This is a genomic window from Streptosporangium sp. G11 (genome assembly GCF_051192615.1).
Taxonomy (GTDB): Bacteria; Actinomycetota; Actinomycetes; order Streptosporangiales; family Streptosporangiaceae; genus Streptosporangium.
In genome coordinates this window covers 12,343-35,994 of record NZ_JBPJUQ010000051.1, presented here as the reverse complement: position 1 = coordinate 35,994, position 23,652 = coordinate 12,343, and the positions used below count along the sequence as shown (strand labels likewise).

Below are 23,652 nucleotides of genomic sequence, written 5' to 3'. Positions count from 1 at the left end.
CGGCGGCCGGGCCGGCCGCGACGGCGTGATCATTCCAGGCATGTCCGCGCCCCGGGAACGCGGCCTCTCGCGATGTCCCCGCTCCGGCCGGACGGCCCCCACCCCCGCCTGAATCCCGTATCCAAGTGCCTCTACCTGGGAAGACGGTGCCGCGCGCCGGTTCGGCGGCCCGCGGCGCCCGGCCCGCGTCGGCTGCGGGCTGGTGGCGGACCGCGGGTCGGGCGGAATTGATACAGCAATTTCGAACGGGCGACAAGGCCCATATTTTCAACACATAGCGAGAATAACGAAAAGGTCTTACGGGCTTGTTCACCGACAACCCGCTGTGCTCTGCTATGGCTCGGGAAATGAGAGTGCGCGGGTAAATGCATATGTAGCCCGGACGTTATCCGCGTCGCGATCGGACCATAACCCGGGCGATAAGGGTCCGATCCAATCAGGGGTTTCATGCCTTGTTTCGGCGAGTGGGGCCGCCGAAATCTGCCAAGGGACATCCAAACGTTCGGGCGGCGGTTCGCCGATGCCCGGTGAGGCGGTTCGACGCCGCGCACGGCTCATGCGGTGAGCCCTGCGTGCCGTTCCTCACAAGACCCGGCGTCGCTTGAGCGCGGTTGACGATCAGGAGGCTGTGTGGACACCAAGCCCTACGACGCCGATGTTTTCTCCTACCCTCTGTGCGACGCACTCGCCGAGTCGTTGAGGACGGGCGGCGAGCGGGTCGCCGTACGGGCGGGCACATCGGAACTGACCTATCGGCAGCTGGAGGAAAGGGCGCGGCGCGTCGCGTCGCGCGTCGGTGACCCGGCCGGTCCCACCGGCGCGCAGACGGTGGTCGCGATCATGTTGCCCAGGGGCGAGGAGCTGATCGCCGCGCTGGTCGGCGTCCTGCTGTCTGGGGCCGCCTTCCTGCCTGTCGATCCGCAACTGCCGCTCGACCGCAGGACGCGCATGCTCGCCGCCGCCGACCTGTGCCTCACCGACGCGGCGGGTGCCGCCGTCGCCGAGCGGGCCGGGATCCGGACGCTCCCCGAACCCGGTACCGTCCCGTTCGCGGGGCACCCGCCGCACGGCGAGCAACTCGCCTACGTGCTGTTCACCTCGGGCACCACCGGCACGCAGAAGGCCGTCGAGGTCCCGCACCGCGCGCTCGGCGCGCACGCGGAGGCCGTCCGGGCGGCGTACGCGCTGAGCGGCGAGGACCGGGTCCTCCAGTTCGCCACCATCAGCTTCGACGTGGCGCTCGAGGAGATCCTCCCGACCCTGCTGGCCGGGGCCACGCTCGTGCTCGCGCCGACCTCGGCGATGACCACGGAGCAGCTCACCGGTCTCCTCGCCCGAGAGCGGGTCACCGTCGCCAACCTCCCCACCCCCTACTGGGAGCAGTGGGTCCGCGACCTCGACCAGGGCGGCGGCACCGTACCCCCCTCGCTGCGCCTGCTCGTCATCGGCAGCGACATGGGCCGCGCCGCGACGCTGGCCACCTGGCGCAGGTTCGGCCAGGTCGAGACGATCAACGCGTACGGTCTCACCGAGACGACGGTGACCTCGACGACGCACCCGCTCACCGGCGCCGACGCCGACGCGGGCACCGGCGGAGCGACCCTGCCCGTCGGCACGGCCATCCGGGGCACCGAGGTCCTCCTGCTCGACGAGAACCTGGAGCGGGTCCCGGCCGGCCGGCCCGGCGAGGTCCACATCGGCGGGCCGGGGGTGGCGCTCGGCTACCGCGGCGACCCCCGGCTCACCGCCGACAGGTTCATCCCCGATCCCTGGTCGGGCCGCGCGGGAGCGCGCCTGTACCGCACCGGCGACCGCGGAGTCCTCGACGCCCGCGGCGTGCTGCGGATCCTCGGCCGGGCCGACGACCTGGTGAAGATCCGGGGCCAGCGGGTGCACCCGCAGGAGGTCGTCCGGCACCTGTGCTCCCACCCCGAGGTCGCCGCGGCCCACGCGCGCGCCGAGACCGGCGACGACGGCGACACCCGGCTGATCGCCTACGTCGTGCCGGTCGACTCCCACCGCGTGCCCACCGCGGGCGGGCTCCGCGAGCACCTGGCGCGGTCCCTGCCCGCCGGCCACATTCCCAGCCGCTACGTCGTCGTCGACGCGCTCCCGCTGCTGCCCAGCGGCAAGATCGACGCTGACGCGCTGCCCAAGTCCCAGCTGTGGCGCCGCTCCGACGACGTGCCCTTCCGCGCGCCGGCCACCGACACCGAGATCGCGCTGACCGGGCTGTGGAGCCGGACGCTGCGCGTCGACCGGATCGGCGCCGACGACTCGTTCTTCGACCTCGGCGGCCACTCCCTCGCCGCCGTGCAGATCACCAACGGGATCCGCGCCCGCTGGTCGGCCGAGATCACCGTCGGCGACCTGATGGCACACCCGACGGTCGCCGCGCTGGCCGCGCTCGTCGACCGGCGCGGCCCCGGCGCGGACGGCGCCCTGCCCCGGATGGAGCGCGGCGGCGACGACGACCGCGTGCCGCTCACCGCCCAGCAGCAACAGGTCTGGTTCCTCGACCGGCTCGCCCCCGGCAACATCGCCTACCACGCGCAGACGACGATGCGCGTGGCGGGAGACCTCGACCTCGACGCGCTGCGGCGCGCGGTCGGCGTCATCACCGCCCGCCAGCCGATCTTCCGGACCACCTTCCACGACGACGACGGCGTGCCGTTCCAGCGCGTGCACGCGGAAGGCCCGATGCCGGTCGACCTCGTCGACCTGTCCGGCGTGCCGGAGGCCGAGCACCGGGCCAGGGTGGAGGAGCTGGTCGTCCGCGACATGACCACGCCGTTCGACCTCGGCGAGCTGCCGCTGGTGCGGTGGACGGTGGTACGGCTCGGCCCGGCCACCCACGAGATCATCCTGGTGGAGCACCACTTCGTCCACGACGGCTGGTCCTTCGGCCTGCTGATGCGGGAGCTGCGCGCCGCCTACACCGCCGAGGTCACCGGGGAGCCGGCCGGGCTGCCCGAGATCGAGTTCCACTACGCCGACTACGCGCGCTGGCAGGAGCGGGCGCTGGCCGGCGAGGGTATGCGACGCCAGAGGGAACACTGGGCCGCGACACTGGCCGGCAGCCCGCCGGCGGTGTCGCTGCCCACCACGAAGGCCCGGTCGAGGCCGCAGGGCTTCGAAGGCGGCATGGTGCGCCTGGAGGTGTCGGCGCGGACCGTCGCCGCGCTCCGCGAGCTCGCCAGGACCCACCACACCACGCTGTTCAGCGCCATGCTCGCGGGCTTCTACGCCACGCTGTGGCGCTACACCGGCCAGGACGACCTCGCGGTCGGCTCGGCGTTCGGCAACCGCCAGCTCGCCGAGACCGAGGACGTCATCGGCATGTTCGTCAACGCGGTCGTGCTGCGCTGCGACGCGGGCGGCGACCCCACCTTCGAGGAACTGCTGCGCCGCGCCACCGGGACCGTGCGCGCGGCCACGGCCAACCAGGAGTTCCCCTTCCTGGAACTGGTGCGCGCGCTCAACCCCGACCGCGACCCGGCGGCCAACCCCTACTTCCAGATCATGTTCAGCGCCAACGACGCCAGGATGCCCGACCTGGAGCTGCCCGGCTGCTCGGCGACGGTCTACGAGCGCGACAACGGCTCGGCGAAGGTCGACCTCAACGTGGTCGTCATCCCCAGAGCCGAGGCGGAGCCCGGCGCCGACGGCCGCCTCGACGGCCGGGTCACCCTGCTGTGGGAGTACAACAGCGACCTGTTCGCCAGGGAGTTCATCGCCGAGGTGGCGGAGTGCTACCTGCACCTGCTCGCCGCGATGGCCGAGAACCCCGGCGCGCGCCTCGGCGAGGTGGACCTGGTCGGCCCGGGGAGCCGGGCCCGGCTGCTCGCCCTGGGCGCGGGCCGGCCGACCGCGCCCGCGACGGCCTTCGCCGACCTGTTCGCCGCCGCGGTCGCGCGCACCCCGGACGCGCCCGCGATCAGCACGACGGCCGGGACGCTCAGCTACGCGGAGGTCGCCGGGTGGGCCCGGTCGGTCGCCCGGACGCTCGACGAGTCCGGCGCCGGTGGCGGCGCGCCGGTCGGCGTCCTGCTGCGCCGCACGCCGCAGGCGCTGGCCTCGCTGCTGGGCACGCTGCTCTCCGGCCGCGGTTACCTGCCGCTCGACCCCGCCCACCCGGCCGACCGCATCGCGTACATGCTCGCCGACTCCGGCGCGCGCCACGTCCTCGTCGACGCGAGTACGGCGGGCCTGCTGCCCCCGGGAGACTGGGAACCGCTCGACGTCACCGAGCTGGAACCCGCGGCGGGCCCCGCGTTCCGGCCCGCGCACCCCGCCTCGACCGCGTGGGTCATGTACACCTCGGGAAGCACGGGCCTGCCCAAGGGCTGCCGGGTGACGCACGCCAACCTCGACCACTTCGTGCGCTGGACGTTCGCGGAGACCCCGGACGGGCTGCTGGAGCGCACGCTCGCCGCCACCGCGCTGACGTTCGACGTCTCGGTGCACGAGATCCTGCCGACGCTGGCGGCCGGCGGGACGGTCGTGCTCGTCGAGGACCTGTTCGCGCTGCCGTCGCTGCCGGAGCACCTGGTTCCCGCGCAGGTCAACGTCGTCGGCAGCATGCTCGCCGAGCTGCTGCGCGAGGGCGCGATCCCGGCGGGCGTGCGCTCGGTGAACTTCGGCGGCGAGGCCGGCACCGCGCCGCTCGTACGGCTGGTGGAGGAGGCGGGCGTGCCGATGGTGCGCAACCTGTACGGCCCGACCGAGACGACGGTGTTCGTCACCGGCGGCCCGGTGACCGCCGACCCCGACCGGCCCTGGCCGCTCGGCGCGCCCGGCCCCGGCGTCGAGGTCCACGTCGTGGACCCCGGCGGGCGCCTGCTGCCGCGCGGCGTCGAGGGCGAGCTCGCCATCGGCGGCGACGGCGTCTGCGACGGCTACCTCGGCCGCGCCCGCCTCACCGCCGAACGCTTCGTCCCCGACCCGTACGGCCGGCGGCCCGGCGGCCGGCTCTACCTCACCGGCGACCGCGCGCGGTGGGCGCTGGACGGCAGGCTCGAATACCTCGGCAGGCGCGACCAGCAGGTCAAGATCCGTGGCCTGCGCGTCGAGCTCGGCGAGATCGAGCAGGTGCTCGGCACGCACCCGGCCGTCGCGGCGGCCTACGTCGTGGTGCGCGGCGAGGCTCCCGCGCAGACCCTGGTCGCCTACGTGCGGCCCGCGACGGACGAGCCGCCACCGGCGAAGGACCTCGCCGCGCACGCCGCGAGCAAGCTGCCCCCGGGTCTGGTGCCGCGCGCCTACGTCGTGCTCGACGAGATCCCGCTGACCACCTCGGGGAAGATCGACCGCGCGCGGCTGCCGGAACCGCCGCGCGACACCGGGCCGGCCCCCGGTGACGAGGCGGGCGAGGAGCGGGCGCCCCAGGCGGAGCTGGAACGCACCATGCGCGGCATCTGGGCGGAGATCCTCGACGTGCCCCGGGTCGACCGGCACGACAACCTGTTCCTGCTGGGCGGGCACTCGCTCGCGGTGCTGCGGATCCGCCACCGGATCAAGGCGTCGACCGGCATGGATCTCCCGGTCGCCGACTTCTTCGCCTACCCGACGGTCGCCGAGCTCGTCGGCCGTCTCGCCGTGACCCCGCCCGCGGAAGAGGTCCCGGCATGACCGGCGCGCGGGGACGCGCGCCGCTGACCCCGGCGCAGCTCGGGCTCTGGTTCGGCGAGCAGTGGGAGCGCGCGGCCCAGGCGGACGGCGGGGCGGCGCTGTACCACATCAACGCCTCCCTGCGGGTGCGCGGCGCGCTCGACGCCGGCGCGCTGCACCGGGCGCTGGCGGCCCTGCTCGACCGGCATCCGGTCCTGCGCGGCCATGTCGTCGCGGGCGAGCGGCCCTCGCTCGAGGACACCGGCCCCGTCGTGCTCGCGATGCCGGTGGTGGACTTCTCGCACTCGCCGCACAGCGCCCTGGAGATGGCGCGGGCCAGGCTCGCCCACGAGGTGGGCAGGCCGTTCGACCTGTCCCGCGGCCCGCTGCTGCGCACGGCCCTGCTGCGGCTGTCCGCCGACGAGCACGTACTTGTCCTGGTGGTGCACCACCTGGTGTGCGACGGCCTGTCCCTGCGGGTGCTGTACCGCGACCTCGGCCTGCTCTACCGCGCGCTCGCCGGTGGGACGGGGGCCGAGCTCCCCGTTCCCGCCTCCTGGTTCGGCCGGGACACGACCGTGCCACCCGGCCGTGAGGAGACCCTGCGGTACTGGGAGGACATGCTGCGCGACGCTCCCGAGGTCATCGACCTGCCGGCCGACCGGCCGCGGCCGGAGGGCGGCGGCAGCGCGGGCGGCGCGCTGCGCCGGACGATCCCGCCACCGCTGTGGCGGCGGCTCGTCGCCGCCTGCGCGCGGTGGCGCGTCACGCCGTACATGGTGGTGCTCGCCGCGTACGCGGTCCTGCTGGCCCGGCTGACCGGGCAGCGCGACCTGGTGATCGGCTCGCCGTCGTCGGGACGGACGTCGATGGACGACGCGGACGTCGTCGGCATGTTCGTCACCACCGTCCCGCTGCGGCTGCGCGTCGGCGCCGGCGACACCGTCCAGGACCTGCTCGACCAGGTGCGGACCAGGGTGCTCGAGACGATGCGCCACGGCGGCGTCGGCTTCGAGGAACTGGTGGACCGGCTGCGGGTCCCGCGCTCGACGGCGTACGCGCCGATCGTGCAGGTGCTGTGCGGCCTCGACCAGCTCGACGTGATCGCCCCCGACCTCGGCGCCGGTCTCGCCGCCGAGCGGATGGCGACGCCGTGCACGAACGCCAAGTTCGAGCTCGGCCTCGGGGTGGAGGTCACCGCCGGGGGAGTCGTCGCCGACTGGGAGTACCGCACGGACCTGTTCGACGAGGGCACGGTGGCCGCGCTGGCCGGAGCCTACCTGGCCCTGCTGGAGTCCTTCGTGGCCGACGGGGGCGAGGGGCCGGTGCGCGATCTGGACGCGGGCGGGAGCGGGAGCCTGCTGTTCGGGCCGGTCGGGGCCAAGGGGCCGGTCCTGCCGACCCGGGTGCCGGTGGCGCTGCAGATCTCCGAGCGGGCCGCCCTGAGCCCCGACGCCGTCGCGGCCAGGACCTGCCAGGGCGTCGAGGTGACCTACCGCGAGCTCGACCGCGGGGCCAGGCGGCTGGCCGCGCGGATCCGCGCCGCGGGAGCGGGAGCGGAGGACACCGTGCTGCTCGCCCTGCCGCGCGGGGTGGGCTGGGCGGTCGGGGTGCTCGGCACCTGGTACGCGGGCGCCGCGGTCGTCCCGCTGGACCTGTCCCTGCCCGACCAGCGGCTGCGCGCGATGACGGAGGCGGCCGGCGCGCGCCTCGGGCTGGCCGAGTCCGCCGAGGCGGCCAAGGAGGTCGCGCGGCGGCTCGGCCTCGACCTCGAACTCGACGCCGACCTCGCCTGGCTGGACCTGGACGGGATCGACGCGGAGACCGAAAGCTTGGAGACCGGAGGTGCGGAGACCGGAGGTGCGAAGGCGGGAGGCGCGGAGACCGGAGACGCGGAGGCAGGAGGCGTGGAGATCGGAGACGCGAAGGGAGGCGCGGAGGCGGGAGCGCCCGCCACCCTCCTCGACTCGCTGGCCTACGTGCTGTTCACCTCGGGATCGACCGGGCTGCCCAAGCCGGTGGCGGTCGGCCACGACGCCCTCGCCTTCTACGCGAGCATCTTCGCCGAGCGGCTCGCGATCACCGCCGACGACGTGTTCCTGCAGTTCGCCGCGCTGACCTTCGACGTCTGCTTCGAGGAGACGGTGCCGGTGTGGTGTGTCGGCGGCGGGGTGCTGCTCCTGGAGGACAACAAGATCGCCCCGGTGGATCTCGAACGGGTCCTCGCCGACGGCGGCGGCACGCTGGCCGACTTCACGAGCTCCTACTGGGCCGAGTGGGCGCGTGACCTGGAACGCCGCCCGCGCCCGCTGCCCCCGACGCTGCGCACCGTGGTGATCGGCGCGGAGGCGGGCTACGTGGCCGACCTCGAACGCTGGTCCGAACGCACCGACGTGCCGGTGGTGAACGCCTACGGCCTGACCGAGACCCTGATCACCTCGATCACCCACACCGGCTCGGTGAGCGACGGCAGGCTCGGTCCCGTGGTGCCCATCGGCCTGCCGATGCGCGGCATGCGCGCCTACGTGCTCGACGCGGAGATGTGGCCGGTCGCGCCGGGGCTGGCCGGGGAGCTGTACGTCGCGGGCCCGTGCCTGGCCCGGGAGTATCTCGGCCTGCCCGCCGCGACGGCGCGGAGGTTCCTGCCCGACCCGTTCGGCGACGAGCCGGGCGCGCGAATGTACCGCACCGGCGACCGGGCCAAGGTCGACGCCGACGGCGTGCTGCGCTTCGTCGGCCGGGTCGACGGCCAGATCAAGGTGCGCGGCCACCGGGTCGAGCTCAGAGAGGTCGAGGTGGCGGTCGCCGCCCATCCCGACGTCGAGGAGGTGGTCGCGCGCGCGGTGCGCACCGACGGCTCACACGAGGTGATCGCCTATGTGGTCGCCCGGCCCGGCGGCACGCTCGACACCGGCGACCTGCGGCGTTTTCTCGTCGAGCGGATACCGAGTTACCAGGTGCCCGCCCACCTGGTCGAGCTGGCCGAGCTGCCGCGCACGGCGGGCGGCAAGCTCGTGCCGAGCGCGCTGCCGGAGCCCGTCCGGGAGCGGGGACCGGCCGAGGGCGGGTCCGCGCCGACGGACGACGGGCAGGCGGCGCTCCTGCGCATCTGGTGGGAGGTGCTCGGCCGCGAGGACATCTCGGCCGACGACAACTTCTTCGCCGTCGGCGGCAACTCGATCTCCAGCATCCGGGTGGTCTCCCTGGCCAGGGCCGCGGGCATGCCGTTCACCGCTCGGGACGTGTTCGCCCACCAGACGGTCCGCGAGCTGGCCGGCGCGCTCGGCGCGACCTGGGCTCCACGCGAGAGCGAGCCGCCGGTGGCCGCGGCCGAGCCGGTCCTCCGGGGGTTCCGGCTGCCCGAGACCGCCCATCTCGGCATCGACGGCGCGAGCCGGTCGGCGCTGCTGGCCGGGCTGCTCGACGCCGAACGGATCGAGCCGGCCGGGCCGATGCAGCGCTGGGGGCTCAACCGGCTGCGGCACCGGCCCCGGCCCGGGATGTACCGGGTGTACGAGGCGTTCGACGTCAGCGGCACGGACGTCGACGTGGACCTGCTGGTCCTGGCGTGGAACGCGCTGGTCGAGCACCATCCCGCCCTGCGCACCTCGCTGCACACCCACGACGGCAGGGACCTGCAGGTGGTGCACCGCAACGCCGCGCTCCGCGTGCGCCGCGAGGACCTCGGCGGGCTCGGCACGGACGAGGCGGTCCTGGCGGTCAACCGGCACCTGGAGGCGCTCAGGAGCGCCCCGGCCGATCCGCCGCGCCGCGGCCAGGTCGGGCTGGCCGTGTTCGACCTGGGTCCCGGGGCCGCCTATCTGGTGTGGGACTACTTCTACCTCAACCTCGACGGCTGGTCGTTCCCGGCGCTGCTGCGGGACCTGTTCGACCTGCACGACGGGTTCCGCGCCGGCGAGCCGGTCACCCTGGCCGCCCGGCCGGAGCCCGGTGTGATCGCCCGCTGGTGGCAGGAGCGTGACGTCGCCGCCGCCCGGTCGTACTGGACCGGCAGGCTCGCCGGGGTGCCGCGCGGGCTGGTCGCCGCCGGGCTCGGCCCCGGCTCCGGCGTCGGCGGGCTCGGCCTCGGCACCGGAGGCGAGATCCACGCCGACCAGCGCGCCTGGCTGCCCGCCGAGCGCACGGCGCTGCTGAACCGGCGGGCGGCCGAGGCGGGGCTGACGCTGCACACCCTGGTGCAGGGCGCGTACGCGATCGCACTCGGCCACGCGCTCGGCGGCGACGACCTCGTCTTCGGCACCGTCGTCTCGGGCCGCGCCGACGCGGTCGTCGGCGCGGAGGACATCGTGGGCTGCCTCAACAACCGGCTGCCCAGCCGGGTCGTGGTCGACCACGCGGCCCGCTGCCGGGACTGGCTGCGCGGCCTGCAGGACAACCACGCCGAGGCGGCCGGGTTCGAGTACGTCTCGCCACTGGACGTCCAGCGCTGGTGCGGGATCGACGACGCCGACCGGCTCTACGACTCGGAGATCATCGTCGAGAACTTCCCGTTCGACGGGCGGCTGCAGTCGCGGCTCGCGGGCTGGAATCCGATCGCCAACGGCGCCCCCGGCGACGAGACGCTGCGACTGGTCGTCTGGCCGGACCCCGCCCTGCTGCTGAAGGTGAGCTACTACCGCGAGCAGGTGCCGGACGAGCGCGCGGTGGAGCTGCTGCACCACGTCAGGCGCGTGCTCGACGCCCTGGCCGACGGGCTGGACCGGCCGGTCGCCGACCTGCTGTCCGTAACGCGCCCACACCACCGAACAGGCACGAGGAACCACCGCGAGGAGTGTCCATGACCGACGCCACCGACTACCACGTCGTCCGCAACGACGAGGACCAGTACTCGATCTGGCCCGCCGGACGTGCCCTGCCCCCCGGCTGGACCGAGGAGGGGACCGTCGGGGACCGCGAGACCTGCCTCGACCGGATCGAGCAGGTGTGGACCGACATGCGTCCGCGCTCGCTGCGCGAGCACCTTGCCGCCGGCTGAGCCGGCACCGACGGAGAAAGGGACACCCCCCATCATGGACAGCAAGGCCACACCCACCGCAGGCAGGCGAAGTCTCTGGCGTCACCGTGACTTCACCCTGCTGTGGGCGGCCCAGACGGCCAGTCAGATCGGTTCGCAGATCACCTTCTTCGCCATCCCGGTGATCGCGCTGACCGTGCTCGACGCGTCCACGACCCAGGTCGGGCTGCTCGCGGCAGCGGAGACCCTGCCGTTCCTGCTGGTCTCGCTGCCCGCCGGCGTGTGGGTCGACCGCTGGGACCGGCGCCGCATACTGATCTTCACCGACGTCGGGCGGATGGTGGTCCTCGCGACCCTGCCGCTCGCCTACGTGTTCGACATGCTGAGCATCGGGCTGATGCTGATCGTCGGCCTGCTGGTCGGGCTGCAGACGGTGTTCTTCGACATCGCCGACCAGGCGTTCCTGCCCTCGGTGGTCGAGGCCGAGGACATTCCCGCGGGCAACACCAGGCTGGAGGTGTCCAGGTCGATCGCCTACCTGGGCGGACCGAGCCTGGGCGGGTTGCTCCTGCAGGTGCTGATCGCGCCGCTCGTGCTGCTGTTCAACGTGGTCAGTTACCTGGTGTCGGCCGTGCTGATCAGCGGGATCACCCGCCGCCCCGCCGCCGGGCCCGCCCCCGACGCCCCCCGGCGGAAGATGGGCGCGGAGATCGGCGAGGGGTTGCGGTTCGTCTTCGGCAACCGCATCCTGCGGGCGATCGCCATGTGCACGGGGCTGATGAACCTGATCGGGCTCGGTGGCGCGCTGACCGCGCTGCTGGTCGTGTTCGCGCTCAACGACCTCGGCCTCACGCCCGGCACCCTCGGGCTCATCCTGACCCTGGGCAACGCGGGCGCCCTGCTCGGCGCGATGGTCAACGGGTGGGTGGTCAGGACCCTGGGGTTGGGGCCGACGCTGGTCGGCGCCGCGATGTTGGCGGTCCTGCCGATCCTGCTCATCGCCTCGGCGGGCCCGGGCGCCGGTGCGCTGCTCGTCTCCGTCGCGATCGGGCTGATGCTGGCGGCGATCTCGATATACAACATCAACCAGGTCAGCCTGCGGCAGGCGATCACGCCGACGGAGCTGCAGGGCCGGATGAACGCGTCCATGCGGTTCGCGGTGTGGGGCACGCTCCCGCTGGGCGCCGCCCTCGGCGGCGTGCTCGGCGACGTGTTCGGCGTCCGGCCGATGCTGTGGGTCCTCGGCTCGCTGGCGGCCATGGTGTGCCTGCCGCTCCTGCTCACCCGGGAGATCAGGACACTGCGCACCGGGCCGGGGGAGAAAGGGTAGGCGGGGCAGCCTCCCTCACCACACTCCACTCTTCACCAACGGAAAGGACAGAGGGCGTGCGGCTTGTCTTCATGGGCTACCAAACGTGGGGTCACCGGGTCTTGGAGGCCCTGCTGACCGAGCACGAGGTTCCGCTCGTCATCACCCACCCAACGAGCGATCACGCTTACGAGACCATCTGGGACGACTCGGTGGTGGATCTCGCGGCGAAGCACGGCATCCCCGTACTGGAGCGCCGGTACGCCAACGACGAGGAGGTGGCGGAACGGCTGCGTGAGCTGGGTCCGGACCTCCTGGTCTCCTCCGACTGGCGCACCTGGGTGGCGCCGCACATCTACGGCCTGGCCAAGCACGGCGCGATCAACATCCACGACGCGCTGCTGCCCCGCTACGGGGGCTTCGCGCCGCTCAACTGGGCCCTGATCAACGGTGAGCGCGAGGTCGGCGTCACCGTCCACTTCATGAACGAGAGCTTCGACCTCGGCGACATCGTGCTGCAGCGCCGGGTCCCGGTCGAGGACGACGACACCGTCACCGACCTGTTCCACAAGACGATAAAGCTGTTCGCGCCGATGGCCCTGGAGGCCATCGAACTCATCGACTCCGGCCGGACGGACTGGACCAAGCAGAACCCGGTCGACGCCACGTTCTTCCACAAGCGCTCGATCGAGGACAGCAGGATCTACTGGACGTGGTCGGCGAAGGACATCGTGAACCTGGTCCGGGCTCAGGCGGCCCCCTACCCCAACACGTTCGCCTACTTCAACGGCGAGCGCATCGGGATCCTGGCCGCCTCGGTGTCGAAGCTCCGCCTGGGCGGCACGCCCGGCCGGGTGTTCCGCCCGGACGGCGAGGGGGTGGCGATCGTCTGCGGTCCCGGCGCGCGCAGCGGCGCCGAGCACGGGGTGGTGGTGGAGCGGATCCGTACCGGCGACGGCAGGGAGCACCGCGCCACCGACTTCTTCCGCACCATGGGCGGCTATCTCACCAGCCACCCGTCGCCATGATCATTGATCGGTGAGACCGAGAACCCCAGGCCGCCGACCTGGGGTTCCGCGGGGGCGACGCGTGGGGTGCCTCGTTCGGCGACCGTGGGGGCCGTGGGTCGTCGCGCCTCACGCCGGATCGCGGTACGCACCCGTTTCACGCCAAGATCAGCCATCCTCCGACTCTCACCCGACGGTCACTTTTGGGCAAGCGGTGAACACCATACCGGCCACCGCTTCCGCGCCGGTGGCCCGGGCGAGGGGATGATCACGCCCCGGAGGCGACGGGCGCCGCCGCCCCGCCGGGCAGGACGGCGGCCGGGCGCAGCGCCAGGACCAGGCCGAGTACGGCGTAGGAGCCCAGCAGCCAGGCGGCGCTCACGTAGACGCCCACCCCCATCCCGATCAGGTTCTTCACCGGGATCATCACGAGCAGCCAGCAGCCGCACACCAGCGGGTACCAGCGCAGGAGACCGCGGAACCGGCCGGTCCAGGCCACCGCAGCGCCCATGAGGAGGGTGCAGAGGTTGGCCAGCGGCCAGCACACGTCCACGACGGCCAGCCACAGCGGCATGTCCTCGTAGCGCTCGTAACCGAACCCGGCGAAGCTGTACACCAGCGCCCCGGCCACCATGACGAGCTGCGCCACCGGGATGGCCCGGCCCCCGGCGGCACCGGTCGCCAGGACCACCCAGGCGAGCGCCGCGACGCCCAGCAGATAGAGGATCCCGGTGACCGTCGAGACGTGCGTGACGCGCGTCTGTATGCCCTCGCCGGCGATGATCGTGCCCACGCCCCAGGCGACGGCCCCGCAGAACAGCGTCACCCCCGCGAGCCGTACCCGGGAGAGGAGGATGTCTTCCATGGTGTTCCTTCCTTTGTCGGAGAGGGCACCAGCTTCGGCGCGGCCCGTCCCGGGCGGCCAGGGAGCGCCCGGCCGCCGGCGTCCCGGATCCGCCCGCCTCCGGCGGGGACCGCGGTCCCGTGCCGCGGGACACGGGGCCCGGGACCGCGGGACACCCCGGGTGGGACCATGCCTGTGTGGCCTCTCCTCGACCGCCGGCGCCCCACGCCCCCCTCGCCCTCGGCGCCGTCCCGGCGAACCGGGCGATCCGGGCCGGCGCCCTCGCGCTGGCCATGCTGTGCGCGCTCGCCGCCGCCGTCGGCCTGTGGGCGGACACGTCGCTCGGTGACGCCCCGAGACCCGATCCGATCGCGTGGTCGTCGTGGACCTCGACGACGGCCGGGCTGATCCTGTCCGTGGCGGGCGCCGTGCTCGCCCACCGGCTGCCCCGGCACCCCATAACCTGGCTGCTGCTCGCCGGAGGCGTGGTGGCGTGTGCCGGCGGGTTCTGCGCCGCCTACGCCTCACTGTCCGTCGTGCGCCACGAGGGGGACCTGCCGCTCACCGCGGCGGCGCTGTTCGTGGGCGGCCGCTCCGGCCCCCTGGAGCACCTGATCGTCCCCCTCATGCTGCTGTTCTTCCCCGACGGGAGGCTGCCGTCGCCCCGCTGGCGCCTGCCCGCCGCGGTGACCCTGTGCAGCGTCGGGCTGGTGGTCCTGATCCTGCTCACCATCCCGTGGCGGATCATCTCCCAGGGCGACCCGCCCTTCCCCGGCCTGGCCGGGATCGCGCTGGACCCGCTCGTCCTCCCGCTGCCGGACGCGGCGTGGCAGGCCACCCGCCTGATCATCGTGGTGCTGATCCTGGTCAGCGTGGCCATCCCGGTGGCGGCCTTCGTCGGCAGGTTCCGCGGCTCGGACCCCGAACTGCGGGTGAGGCTCCGCTGGATGCTGCTGGCCGCCGTCGTCAACATCGCGCTCACGGTCGTCGTCCTGGGCGTCAAGTCCTACCTCCCGGACCTCGCGGAGGCGCTCTGGCCGCTGTGCCTTGGGGTCGTCGCGCTCGCCGTGCTGATCGCGGTCGCGCGCCACCGCCTCTACGACGTGGACCTGCTGCTCGGCCGGACGATCCTGTACGGCGGGCTCGCCGCCGCCGTCGTCGCCGTGGACATGGCGGTCTTCGTGAGCGCCGGCGCGCTGGTCGACGACCCGCTGGCGGCGGTGGTCGGGGCCGGGGCCGTCGGAGTGCTCTACGCGCCGCTGCGGTTGCGCATCCAGCGCTGGGTCGACCAGACGCTGACCGGCCGCGGCGACCCGTACGACGTGGTGTCCGTGCTGGCCGAGCGGCTCGAGGAGTCCGTCGGCCCGGACGAGCTGCTGCGCGAGGTGGCCCGCGTCCTGTCCACGGCGTTCCGCTCGCCGTATGTCAGGGTCGAGCTCGACCGGCCCGGCGGCCACGCCTTCGTCGTCGAGCACGGTTTCCCCCGCGACGACGTCGTGGTCCTGCCCTTCGCCTACCGCGAGGCGCAGATCGGGCGGCTGGCCCTGGTGCCTCGCGCGGGCGCGCGACTGTCCGACGCCGACCAGCGCCTCCTGGCCGACGTCGTGCGGCAGGCCGCCGCGGCCGCCCGCGCCACCGCCCTCACCGAGGAGCTCCAGCGCAGCCGCGAGCAGCTCGTCACCGGCGTCGCCGAGGAACGCCGCAGGCTCCGCCGGGACCTGCACGACGGCCTCGGCCCGCTGCTCGCCGGCACCGCCCTCAAGATCGAGGCCGCCAGAAACCTGGCGGCGCGGGACCTTCCGGCCGCCGACGAGGCCCTGGCCGACGTGCGCGGCGACCTGTCGGCGGTGCTCGCGGACGTGCGCCGCCTGGTGCACGACCTGCGCCCCCCGGCCCTGGACCAGTTCGGGCTGGCCGGCGCGGTGGAGCGGCAGGCCGCCAGGTTCACCGGCGACGCGCTGGCGGTGACCGTCCGCACCACCGGCGATCTTCCGGCGCTGCCCGCGGCGGTCGAGGTGGCGGCCTACCGGATCGTCGCCGAGGCGCTGGCCAACGTCTCCCGCCACGCCCGGGCCTCCGCCTGCACGGTCTCGATGACCGCCACGGGGAACGCCGTGGAGATCGAGGTCACCGACGACGGGCGCGGCCTCCCCGCCGGAGCCCTCGCCGGTGTGGGCCTGCTCGCCATGCGCGAGCGCGCCGAGGAGCTCGGCGGGCACTGCGCGGTGGCCGCCCGCTCCGGCGGCGGCACCCGGATCCACGCCGTCATCCCGCACGGTCTCCCCTCAGGGATGACATCCTCTCCGAGCACGTCCCAGGGAAGGCACCCATGACCTCAGAAGACCCCCGCCCGGCGGGCGATCCCGCGCTTCCCCGCGTCGTGCTGGCCGACGATCACCCCGTCTACCGGGACGGCCTGCGGATGATGCTCGCCTCCACCGGAGCCGTCGACGTGGTCGCCACCGCCGCCGACGGGGTGGAGGCCGTCGTCCTCGCCGGGCGGCTGCGGCCCGACGTCGTCGTGATGGACCTGCAGATGCCCAAGCTGGACGGCATCGAGGCGACCCGCAGGATCGTCGCCGCCAATCCCGGCACCGGCGTGCTGGCCCTGACCATGCACGACGACGACGAGAGCGTGTTCGCCGCCATGCTCGCCGGCGCCCGCGGCTACCTGGTGAAGGGCGCCGACCAGGGGGAGATCCTGCGCGCCGTCACCGCCGTGGCCAGCGGCGAGGTCATCTTCGGCCCGGCCCTCGCCGACCGGATCACCGCCTACTTCGCCCGCCTGGCCACCCTCCGCTCCGCCACCGAGGAGCCGGAACCGTTCCCGCAGCTCACCGCCCGCGAGCGGGAGATCCTCGGCCTCGTCGCGGCGGGCCTGTCCAACGGCAGGATCGCCGAGCGGCTGGTCCTGTCGCCCAAGACCGTCCGCAACAACGTCTCCAACGTCTTCGCCAAGCTCCAGGTCGCCGACCGGGCCGAGGCCATCATCCGCGCCCGCGACGCGGGCCTCGGCCACTGAGACGCCCCCCGGGAAATATACGCCCCTCGGGAAACACGGGCTCCGTGCCTGGTGGCGGGGCATGTCCGGCGGGAGGCCGGCGCCGAGGGCTCCCATACGCACGGGGACGGCCGGGTCCGCCGTAGTGTGGCCGATCAAGACTTTGCATAAGCATGCGTCTTAATGCATACTCTTGTTTCATGTCCAAGGTTCTCACCTCCTTGCCCACCGGCGAGCGCGTCGGCATCGCCTTCTCCGGCGGCCTCGACACCTCGGTCGCCGTCGCGTGGATGCGCGACAAGGGTGCCGTTCCGTGCACCTACACCGCCGACATCGGCCAGTACGACGAGCCCGACATCGCCTCGGTGCCCGGCCGCGCGCTGGCGTACGGTGCCGAGATCGCGCGCCTGGTCGACTGCCGCGCGGCGCTGGTCGAGGAAGGGCTGGCCGCCCTCACCTGCGGTGCGTTCCACATCCGCTCGGGCGGGCGCCCCTACTTCAACACCACGCCGCTCGGCCGTGCCGTCACGGGGACCCTGCTGGTCCGGGCGATGATCGATGACGACGTGCAGATCTGGGGCGACGGCTCGACGTTCAAGGGCAACGACATCGAGCGGTTCTACCGCTACGGCCTGCTCGCCAACCCGCACCTGCGCGTCTACAAGCCCTGGCTCGACGCGGCCTTCGTCTCCGAGCTCGGTGGCCGCAAGGAGATGTCGGAGTGGCTGCTCGCCCACGAGCTTCCCTACCGTGACAGCACCGAGAAGGCATACTCGACCGACGCCAACATCTGGGGCGCCACCCACGAGGCCAAGACCCTGGAGCACCTCGACACCGGCATCGAGACCATCGAGCCGATCATGGGCGTGCGGTTCTGGGACCCCGCGGTCGAGATCGCCGCCGAGGTCGTGACCATCGGCTTCGACCTGGGCCGCCCGGTGACGATCAACGGCAAGGAGTTCGCCACCCCGGTCGACCTGGTGATGGAGGCGAACGCGATCGGCGGACGGCACGGCATGGGCATGTCGGACCAGATCGAGAACCGGGTGATCGAGGCCAAGAGCCGCGGCATCTACGAGGCGCCCGGGATGGCGTTGCTGCACGCGGCCTACGAACGGCTGGTCAACGCGATCCACAACGAGGACACCCTGGCGAGCTACCACAACGAGGGACGGCGGCTCGGCCGGCTGATGTACGAGGGCCGCTGGCTCGACCCGCAGGCGCTGATGCTGCGGGAGTCGCTGCAGCGCTGGGTCGGCACGGCGATCACCGGAGAGGTGACGCTGCGGCTGCGGCGCGGCGAGGATTACTCGATCCTCGACACCTCCGGCCCGGCTTTCAGCTACCACCCGGACAAGCTGTCGATGGAGCGCACCGAGGACTCGGCGTTCGGCCCGGTGGACCGGATCGGCCAGCTCACCATGCGCAACCTCGACATCGCCGACTCGCGCGCCAAGCTTGAGCAGTACGCCAACCTCGGCATGGTCGGCACCACCCACCCCGCGCTCATCGGCGCGGCCCAGGCGGCCTCGACCGGACTGATCGGCGCGATGCCACGGGGCGGCGCCGAGGCCATCGCCTCGCGCGGCAAGGTCTCCGGCGACGACGAGATGCTCGACCGCGCCGCGATGGAGTTCGGCACCGACTGACCGGCTCGCCGAGCCGGGAGGTCCGCCTCACCCCGTCCGGCCCGGTCCGCCGGTGCCCGCGGTGGTGGCGGCCGGTGCCGCGATGGTGTGGCGAGCCTCCTGTTTTCCGGGAGGAGTGGCCCTTGTCGCCGGGGAGCGCGTCCGGGCGGGTGCGGGGTCGGCCCGCCGGCACGACAACGACGTCCCGGCGGTCAAGGCGCCCGCCGGTGCCGTGGGCCGGCGGGTGTCACTCCCCGGCCGTGCCGGGTTTCCCGCTGATGGACTCCTGATAGATGTCCGCGTAGGTGCGCGAGTCCTTGACCAGGTCGTCGCAGAAGGCGGCGACGTCGTTGCCGATGAGTTCCAGGACTCCCTTGCCGGCCGCGACGCCCTCCTCGAAGAAATCGACGATCCCTGGGAGCAGGGACCCGTCGGGCAGGTCGATCGGCCCGACCTTGAAGAGGTACCTCTGCATCTCCTTGTAGACGATCTGGTAGTCCGGCGGGAGCGCCTTGACCCGCGCCATGTGCGCCCGCCACTGCCTCTTGCCCTCGATGATGTCCTGGATGCCCACGTCAGCCTCCTAGCCGGCCCAATTTCCTTGCGACGTTCCTGTTCAACTGCTCGCGCCACCGGTCGCGATAGCTCCGAGCCCCTTCTCCGCCGGCCAGCGCCACGCAGAAGCCCTTGATGTCGTCACCCAGCACCTCGTGAATGCCCTGCCCATCGGCCGCCGTCTCTTCGAGCAGCCCCAGAGCGCCGTCGAGAATCGGCATCAGGTTTCGACCTGTGAAGTCCCCGTAGGGAAAAAGATGACCCTTGATCTCTTCCCACGCCGCCCGGTGGTCGGCCGGCAATACCTGGGCCCGGGCTTCGAACGCCTTGTATTCCCTGGTGAGATCGTTGCCGGTGATGGTCTCCCAGAAGTTCATCTCCCGCCCTCCTTGAGCTTGTCGATCCGTGATGTGATGTACTCCCATTTCGCCCAGAACGTCGCGAGTTCGTCGCGCCCCGCGTCGTTGAGCGCGTAGAACTTGCGCGGCGGGCCCAGCCCGGACGGTCGTTTCGTCACCTGGACGAGCTTGTTTTTCTCCAGCCGCAGCAGGATGGTGTAAACCGTCCCCTCGACGACGTCGGCGAAGCCGAGTTCGTTCAGCCGGCGCGTGATGGCGTACCCGTAGGTCTCCTCGCTGCCGATGATTTCGAGCACGCAGCCCTCGAGCGTGCCCTTGAGCATCTCCGTCAGGTCGTCCATCGTGGGTCCTCTTCGGTTCTCCTGGTACTCGGTGGTACCGAGTACCACTACACGGTAGCACAGAGTAGTGGACCAATGTCCAGCAGGCGGCGAGCGCAGACCACGGAAGCGACTCGAATCATCGGCGCCGCGCTGGCGGGCCGGCTCGAAGGAGGACCGGCCGTCGCCGGAGGCGTTCGGCGACGATCGGAACATCGCACAAACTCCCGCGTCGGTAATTGCCGCGATTGCGCAGAGACAGCCGCAGATTCCTCTATCAGGATGTGCGATCAAACAAGGTGTGAGCCGGATGAAACATCCAGTTCACCGTGGCGTCAGGAGTTCGCCGTGCTGTGGAGAAAGCTGCTCGTCCCGCTGATCTCGCTCATCCTCGTCCTGCCCGCCCTCGCCGGCGTGGGCACCGCCTCGGCGTCCACCGGCGCCGGGTCGGTCGCCGTCGACTACGGCGCCCCCGGCCCCTACGCCACCGCCGTGGAGGTCGGGGCGGTGACCACCCTGTACTACCCGCGCGACATCGCGCGAAGCGACCTCCGCCACCCCGTGATCGTGTGGGGCAACGGCACCTTCGCCTTCCCGGTCGTCTACCGGGATCTGCTGCTGCACTGGGCCGGTCACGGCTTCATCGTCGCCGCCGCCAACACCCCGCAGTCCAACCTCGGCGTCTCCATGCGCGCCGGCATCGACCTGCTCACCCGCAGGAACGCCGACCCGGGCAGCGCCTTCCACAACCGCGTCGACCTGGAGCGCATCGGCGCGTCCGGCCATTCGCAGGGCGGCGCGGCCGCCATCGTCGTCGGCGCCGACCCGCGCGTGGACACCATCCTGCCCATCCAGCCCGGACCGCTGGCCAACATCAACGCCGTGCACGGCCCGGCGCTCCTGCTGGCCGGCCAGCGCGACAGCATCGTCTTCCCCGCACTGGTGAAGGCCTTCTACAACGCCGCCGACCACATCCCCGCCATCTACGGCGAGTTGCGCGGGGCCGACCACTTCACCGTCGTGGGCGGGGCCGGGCCGTTCGCCGCGCCGACGACCGCCTGGTTCCGGCTGCACCTCATGGGCGACCAGGCGGCGCGCACCGAGTTCTTCGGTTCCGGCTGCGGCATCTGCGCCGACACCCGCACCTGGTCCGACGTCCGCCGCAACGCCCTGGCCACCCGGTTCCTCTCCGCCGCCCCCTGACCCGGTCCCGCGGACCGTTCCCGCCGTGACCCGCGGCGTCCCGATCTTCGTCGCCCCCGTCCCCGGCGCCCCCCGCGGCCCGGGGGCGGGGGCGACGGCCGCCCATCGAAAGGACCGAAATGGACATCATCGCGACCACCCGGCACGGCAAGGTCCGGGGCCGCGTCCAGGACGGGATCGCGACCTTCCTCGGCATCCCCTACGCCGCCCCGCCCTTCGGCGCCCGCCGCTTCCGCGCCCCAGCCCCCGCCGAACCCTGGCATGGGGTGCGTGACGCGGTGGAGTACGGGCCGACCGCTCCCAAACGGCCCTACCGGCCGCCTCTTGACCGGCTGATTCCCGATCCGGACATCCCCGGCGACGACTGTCTCAACCTCAACGTCTGGACTCCGGCCGCCGGTGAGGACCGGCTGCCGGTGCTGGTCTGGATCCACGGGGGCTCGCTGCGCAACGGTTCGGCGAGCCTGCCGCTCTACGACGGGCGGACCTTCGCGCGCGACGGCGTGGTCCTCGTCTCGATCAACTACCGGCTCGGGATCGAGGGATTCGGCGTCTTTCCCGACGCGCCCGACAACCGCGGCCTGCTCGACCAGATCGCGGCCCTCACCTGGGTCCGGGAGAACGTCGCCGCCTTCGGCGGAGACCCGGGGAACGTCACCGTGTGCGGCGAGTCCGCCGGAGCCATCAGCATCGCGGCCCTGATGACCAGCCCTCGCGCGAGCGGCCTGTTCCACCGGGCGATCCTGCAGAGCGGCCCGCCGCACACGGTCTCGCGCGGCGAGGGCGCGAAGATCGTGAAATCGATGGCGAGGGTGCTGCGGGTACCGGCCACGGCCGAGGCGTTCGCGGCGGTGGACCGCGAGCGGCTGCTGGGCGCGCAGGCCACGGTGGTCGGCGGGGCCGATCCGATCAGTGGCGGGCCCGGCTTCCACATCGTGGCCGACGGCGACGTGGTGCCCGCCGATCCTCCGCCTCCCGAGGTCGACCTGCTGCTGGGCTCCAACCGGGAGGAGTACCGGTTGTGGTTCGTGCCGACCGGGACGGTGGATCGGATCAGCGGTCTCACCCTGCGGCTGGCGCTGCTGAGGTTCCGGATCCCCGGGCGGGTGGCGCGGCTGTACCGGGCCACCCGGCCGGGTGCCGTGCCCGGGGAGATCCTCGGCGAGATGGCCACCGACCTGCTGTTGCGCGGCCCCCTCAACCGGCTCGCCGACTCCCGGCCGTCCCGGACGTTCGTCTACGAGTTCGCTTGGCGCTCGCCCGTCATGGGGCTCGGCGCGTGCCACGCGCTGGAGATCGGTTTCGTCTTCGACAACCTGCGCTTCGGCGAGGAACTGGCCGGGCCCGGCGCCCCCCAGCCGCTGGCCGAGGCCATGCACCGTGCCTGGGTGGCCTTCGCGACCTCGGGAGACCCCGGCTGGGACGCCTGGGACGCGCGCCGGCCCGTCATGGTCTTCGACCATCCCGGCACGGGCGTGGTCCTCGCGCCGAGACAGGAGGAGCTGCGCGCGTGGCTCTAGGCGAGATCCCTGGCGACGAGCGCCGCCTGCAGCAGCCGCGCCTCGGCGGGGACCGCGAGGTCCAGGCCGGTCAGCGCGCTCACCCGGTGCAGCCGGTAGTCCAGCGTGTTGCGGTGGACGCACAACTCCAACGCGGTCTGGCGGCGGTTGTGCCCGCGCTCGACGAACACGCGCAGCGTCTCCAGCAGGTACGGATGCCCCTCCAGCGGGTCGAGCTTGGCCGCCAGCCGGACCAGCCCGTCACCCGGACGCGCGAGCTGATACTCCAGCAGCACGTCGTCGAGGCGGTAGACCCCGGGCGGGCGGCCGAGCCGCTGGACGAGTTCCAGCACGCGGCCCGCCTCCGCCGCCGCCGACGGAATGGCCGCGGGTTCGGCGGCCGGGGCGGCGGCGGCGAGAACGGGCCGTCCCACCTCCTCCCCGAGCGTGACCATCAGGCCCGGCAGGTCGGGCCTGCCCGGGAGCAGCGCGATCCCGGCGACGTGGTCCATCAGCACCGGGATGCCCGTGTGGGCGTCGAGCGAGGACTGCACCAGCCTGGCCGGCGGGTTCGACGCGAACGCGAACGCCACGACCTCGTGCTCGCCCGCCACCGCGACCCGCGCCGCCTCGGCCAGCTCCTCGTACGGCCGCCCGGCCAGCAGGGCGGTCAGCAGGGCCCGCCGTACCCGCTTGTCCTCGCTGTGGATGTCCTCCTGGGCGTGCAGGTGGGCGAGCACGACGGCGGGCATGATCGCGTGCAGGCAGGCGAGCAGGTTCGCGCCCGCCCCGGCCAGCTCCTCGGGCTCCGCGGTCTCGGCCAGCGCCTGCCACCACACCTCGGCGCCGGTCAGGTAGGCGGCGATCACCGCCTCCAGGGGCACGCGTTCCTCGGCCCGGCGCGCCGACCACTCGATGAGCCGGGTCAGGTCGCCCGGACCCGTCGCGCCGCCGTCGCGCAGTGCCCGCAGCAGCAGGCCGAGCACCGCCACGATCGACCGGGTCACCTCGCCCTCGAGCGTCTGGCGCGGCAGTTCCCCGTAGAACGGCACCTCCGCCGCGCAACGCGCGACCACGGCCGCGGAGAGGTCACCGGCTCGGGAGGCCATCCGGGCGTGTAGATCGGGCATCGGCGAATCGTCACATCGTCCGGACCTCGCCGTCAATCACCGCCCCGTCAACGCCCGCACGACGCCGGCGACCGCCCGTTCTCCCGGCGCTCGTGCCGGCCACGCCCGCGGAACGCGAACGTGCCCGGCACGGGTCCCGGCCGCGGGAAGGTCGTTCGGCGAGGGCGTGCGCCGCGGGTCCTAGGCCCATGGTCCGATGCGGTGGCCGCGGG

General features: G+C 73.0%; 15 protein-coding genes. 10 read left to right on the top strand and 5 right to left on the bottom strand.

The annotated features are described in order from the left end of the window. Positions 1–630 precede the first annotated feature (630 nt). Genes ACSDR0_RS34565 through ACSDR0_RS34545 form a run of 5 tightly spaced genes read left to right on the top strand, consistent with a single transcriptional unit; the run spans position 631 to position 12,922 of the window. The gene (locus ACSDR0_RS34565; RefSeq protein ID WP_435293130.1) at positions 631–5,631 is read left to right on the top strand and encodes an amino acid adenylation domain-containing protein; all 5,001 of its coding nucleotides are present in this window, start codon (positions 631–633) and stop codon (positions 5,629–5,631) included. Further along, positions 5,628–10,412, top strand: a complete 4,785-nt coding sequence (locus ACSDR0_RS34560; RefSeq protein WP_435293129.1) for an amino acid adenylation domain-containing protein — start codon at positions 5,628–5,630, stop codon at positions 10,410–10,412. Before ACSDR0_RS34565 ends, ACSDR0_RS34560 begins: the two co-directional genes overlap by 4 nt. Further along, positions 10,409–10,606 carry an MbtH family protein gene (locus ACSDR0_RS34555; protein WP_435293128.1) on the top strand — a complete coding sequence of 66 codons (198 nt, stop codon included), beginning with the start codon at positions 10,409–10,411 and terminating at the stop codon, positions 10,604–10,606. The genes ACSDR0_RS34560 and ACSDR0_RS34555 overlap by 4 nt, the downstream gene beginning before the upstream one ends. 34 nt (positions 10,607–10,640) lie before the next feature. After that, positions 10,641–11,915, top strand: coding sequence for an MFS transporter (locus ACSDR0_RS34550; RefSeq protein WP_435293127.1), 1,275 nt, complete (start codon positions 10,641–10,643; stop codon positions 11,913–11,915). 56 nt (positions 11,916–11,971) lie between these two features. Then, a complete protein-coding gene (locus tag ACSDR0_RS34545; protein WP_435293126.1) occupies positions 11,972–12,922 on the top strand; it encodes a methionyl-tRNA formyltransferase in 951 nt (316 codons plus the stop codon). Positions 12,923–13,169: 247 nt separating this feature from the next. Here ACSDR0_RS34545 and ACSDR0_RS34540 read toward each other — a convergent pair whose 3' ends face one another. Beyond that, positions 13,170–13,766, bottom strand: a complete 597-nt coding sequence (locus ACSDR0_RS34540; protein ID WP_435293125.1) for a hypothetical protein — start codon at positions 13,764–13,766, stop codon at positions 13,170–13,172. Positions 13,767–13,942: 176 nt separating this feature from the next. Here ACSDR0_RS34540 and ACSDR0_RS34535 point away from each other — a divergent pair, with 176 nt between their 5' ends. From ACSDR0_RS34535 to argG, 3 genes are all read left to right on the top strand, one after another. Beyond that, the gene (locus tag ACSDR0_RS34535) at positions 13,943–16,078 is read left to right on the top strand and encodes a sensor histidine kinase (protein WP_435293124.1); all 2,136 of its coding nucleotides are present in this window, start codon (positions 13,943–13,945) and stop codon (positions 16,076–16,078) included. Next, positions 16,075–16,767, top strand: coding sequence for a response regulator (locus ACSDR0_RS34530; RefSeq protein WP_435293123.1), 693 nt, complete (start codon positions 16,075–16,077; stop codon positions 16,765–16,767). Before ACSDR0_RS34535 ends, ACSDR0_RS34530 begins: the two co-directional genes overlap by 4 nt. Positions 16,768–16,946: 179 nt before the next feature. Beyond that, complete coding sequence (gene argG, locus ACSDR0_RS34525) at positions 16,947–18,395, top strand: argininosuccinate synthase (RefSeq protein ID WP_435293122.1); 1,449 nt, start codon at positions 16,947–16,949, stop codon at positions 18,393–18,395. A 226-nt stretch (positions 18,396–18,621) separates the two neighbouring features. Here the strand turns inward: argG and ACSDR0_RS34520 are convergent, their stop codons facing one another. Genes ACSDR0_RS34520 through ACSDR0_RS34510 form a run of 3 tightly spaced genes read right to left on the bottom strand, consistent with a single transcriptional unit; the run spans position 18,622 to position 19,629 of the window. Further along, positions 18,622–18,948, bottom strand: coding sequence for a DUF1048 domain-containing protein (locus ACSDR0_RS34520; RefSeq protein WP_435293121.1), 327 nt, complete (start codon positions 18,946–18,948; stop codon positions 18,622–18,624). Between the two features lies 1 nt (position 18,949). Next, a complete protein-coding gene (locus tag ACSDR0_RS34515) occupies positions 18,950–19,306 on the bottom strand; it encodes a DUF1048 domain-containing protein (RefSeq protein ID WP_435293120.1) in 357 nt (118 codons plus the stop codon). Further along, a complete protein-coding gene (locus ACSDR0_RS34510; RefSeq protein WP_435293119.1) occupies positions 19,303–19,629 on the bottom strand; it encodes a PadR family transcriptional regulator in 327 nt (108 codons plus the stop codon). Before ACSDR0_RS34510 ends, ACSDR0_RS34515 begins: the two co-directional genes overlap by 4 nt. Before the next feature lie 327 nt (positions 19,630–19,956). On the opposite strand from ACSDR0_RS34510, the gene ACSDR0_RS34505 reads away from it, so the two are divergent. Continuing rightward, complete coding sequence (locus ACSDR0_RS34505; protein WP_435293118.1) at positions 19,957–20,811, top strand: poly(ethylene terephthalate) hydrolase family protein; 855 nt, start codon at positions 19,957–19,959, stop codon at positions 20,809–20,811. A 119-nt stretch (positions 20,812–20,930) separates the two neighbouring features. Continuing rightward, positions 20,931–22,331, top strand: a complete 1,401-nt coding sequence (locus ACSDR0_RS34500) for a carboxylesterase/lipase family protein (protein ID WP_435293117.1) — start codon at positions 20,931–20,933, stop codon at positions 22,329–22,331. Here ACSDR0_RS34500 and ACSDR0_RS34495 read toward each other — a convergent pair. Beyond that, on the bottom strand, positions 22,328–23,440 hold the full coding sequence (locus tag ACSDR0_RS34495) for a PucR family transcriptional regulator (protein ID WP_435293116.1): 1,113 nt from the start codon (positions 23,438–23,440) through the stop codon (positions 22,328–22,330). The two genes, ACSDR0_RS34500 and ACSDR0_RS34495, sit on opposite strands and share 4 nt — an antisense overlap. Positions 23,441–23,652: the final 212 nt, after the last annotated feature.

Coding starts and splice junctions, on each gene's coding strand:
- ACSDR0_RS34560 (WP_435293129.1), top strand. CDS start 5,628: ATGACCGGCGCGCGGGGACGCGCGCCGCTGACCCCGGCGCAGCTCGGG.
- ACSDR0_RS34555 (WP_435293128.1), top strand. CDS start 10,409: ATGACCGACGCCACCGACTACCACGTCGTCCGCAACGACGAGGACCAG.
- ACSDR0_RS34550 (WP_435293127.1), top strand. CDS start 10,641: ATGGACAGCAAGGCCACACCCACCGCAGGCAGGCGAAGTCTCTGGCGT.
- ACSDR0_RS34540 (WP_435293125.1), bottom strand. CDS start 13,766: ATGGAAGACATCCTCCTCTCCCGGGTACGGCTCGCGGGGGTGACGCTG.
- ACSDR0_RS34530 (WP_435293123.1), top strand. CDS start 16,075: ATGACCTCAGAAGACCCCCGCCCGGCGGGCGATCCCGCGCTTCCCCGC.
- argG (WP_435293122.1), top strand. CDS start 16,947: ATGTCCAAGGTTCTCACCTCCTTGCCCACCGGCGAGCGCGTCGGCATC.
- ACSDR0_RS34515 (WP_435293120.1), bottom strand. CDS start 19,306: ATGAACTTCTGGGAGACCATCACCGGCAACGATCTCACCAGGGAATAC.
- ACSDR0_RS34510 (WP_435293119.1), bottom strand. CDS start 19,629: ATGGACGACCTGACGGAGATGCTCAAGGGCACGCTCGAGGGCTGCGTG.
- ACSDR0_RS34500 (WP_435293117.1), top strand. CDS start 20,931: ATGGACATCATCGCGACCACCCGGCACGGCAAGGTCCGGGGCCGCGTC.
- ACSDR0_RS34495 (WP_435293116.1), bottom strand. CDS start 23,440: ATGCCCGATCTACACGCCCGGATGGCCTCCCGAGCCGGTGACCTCTCC.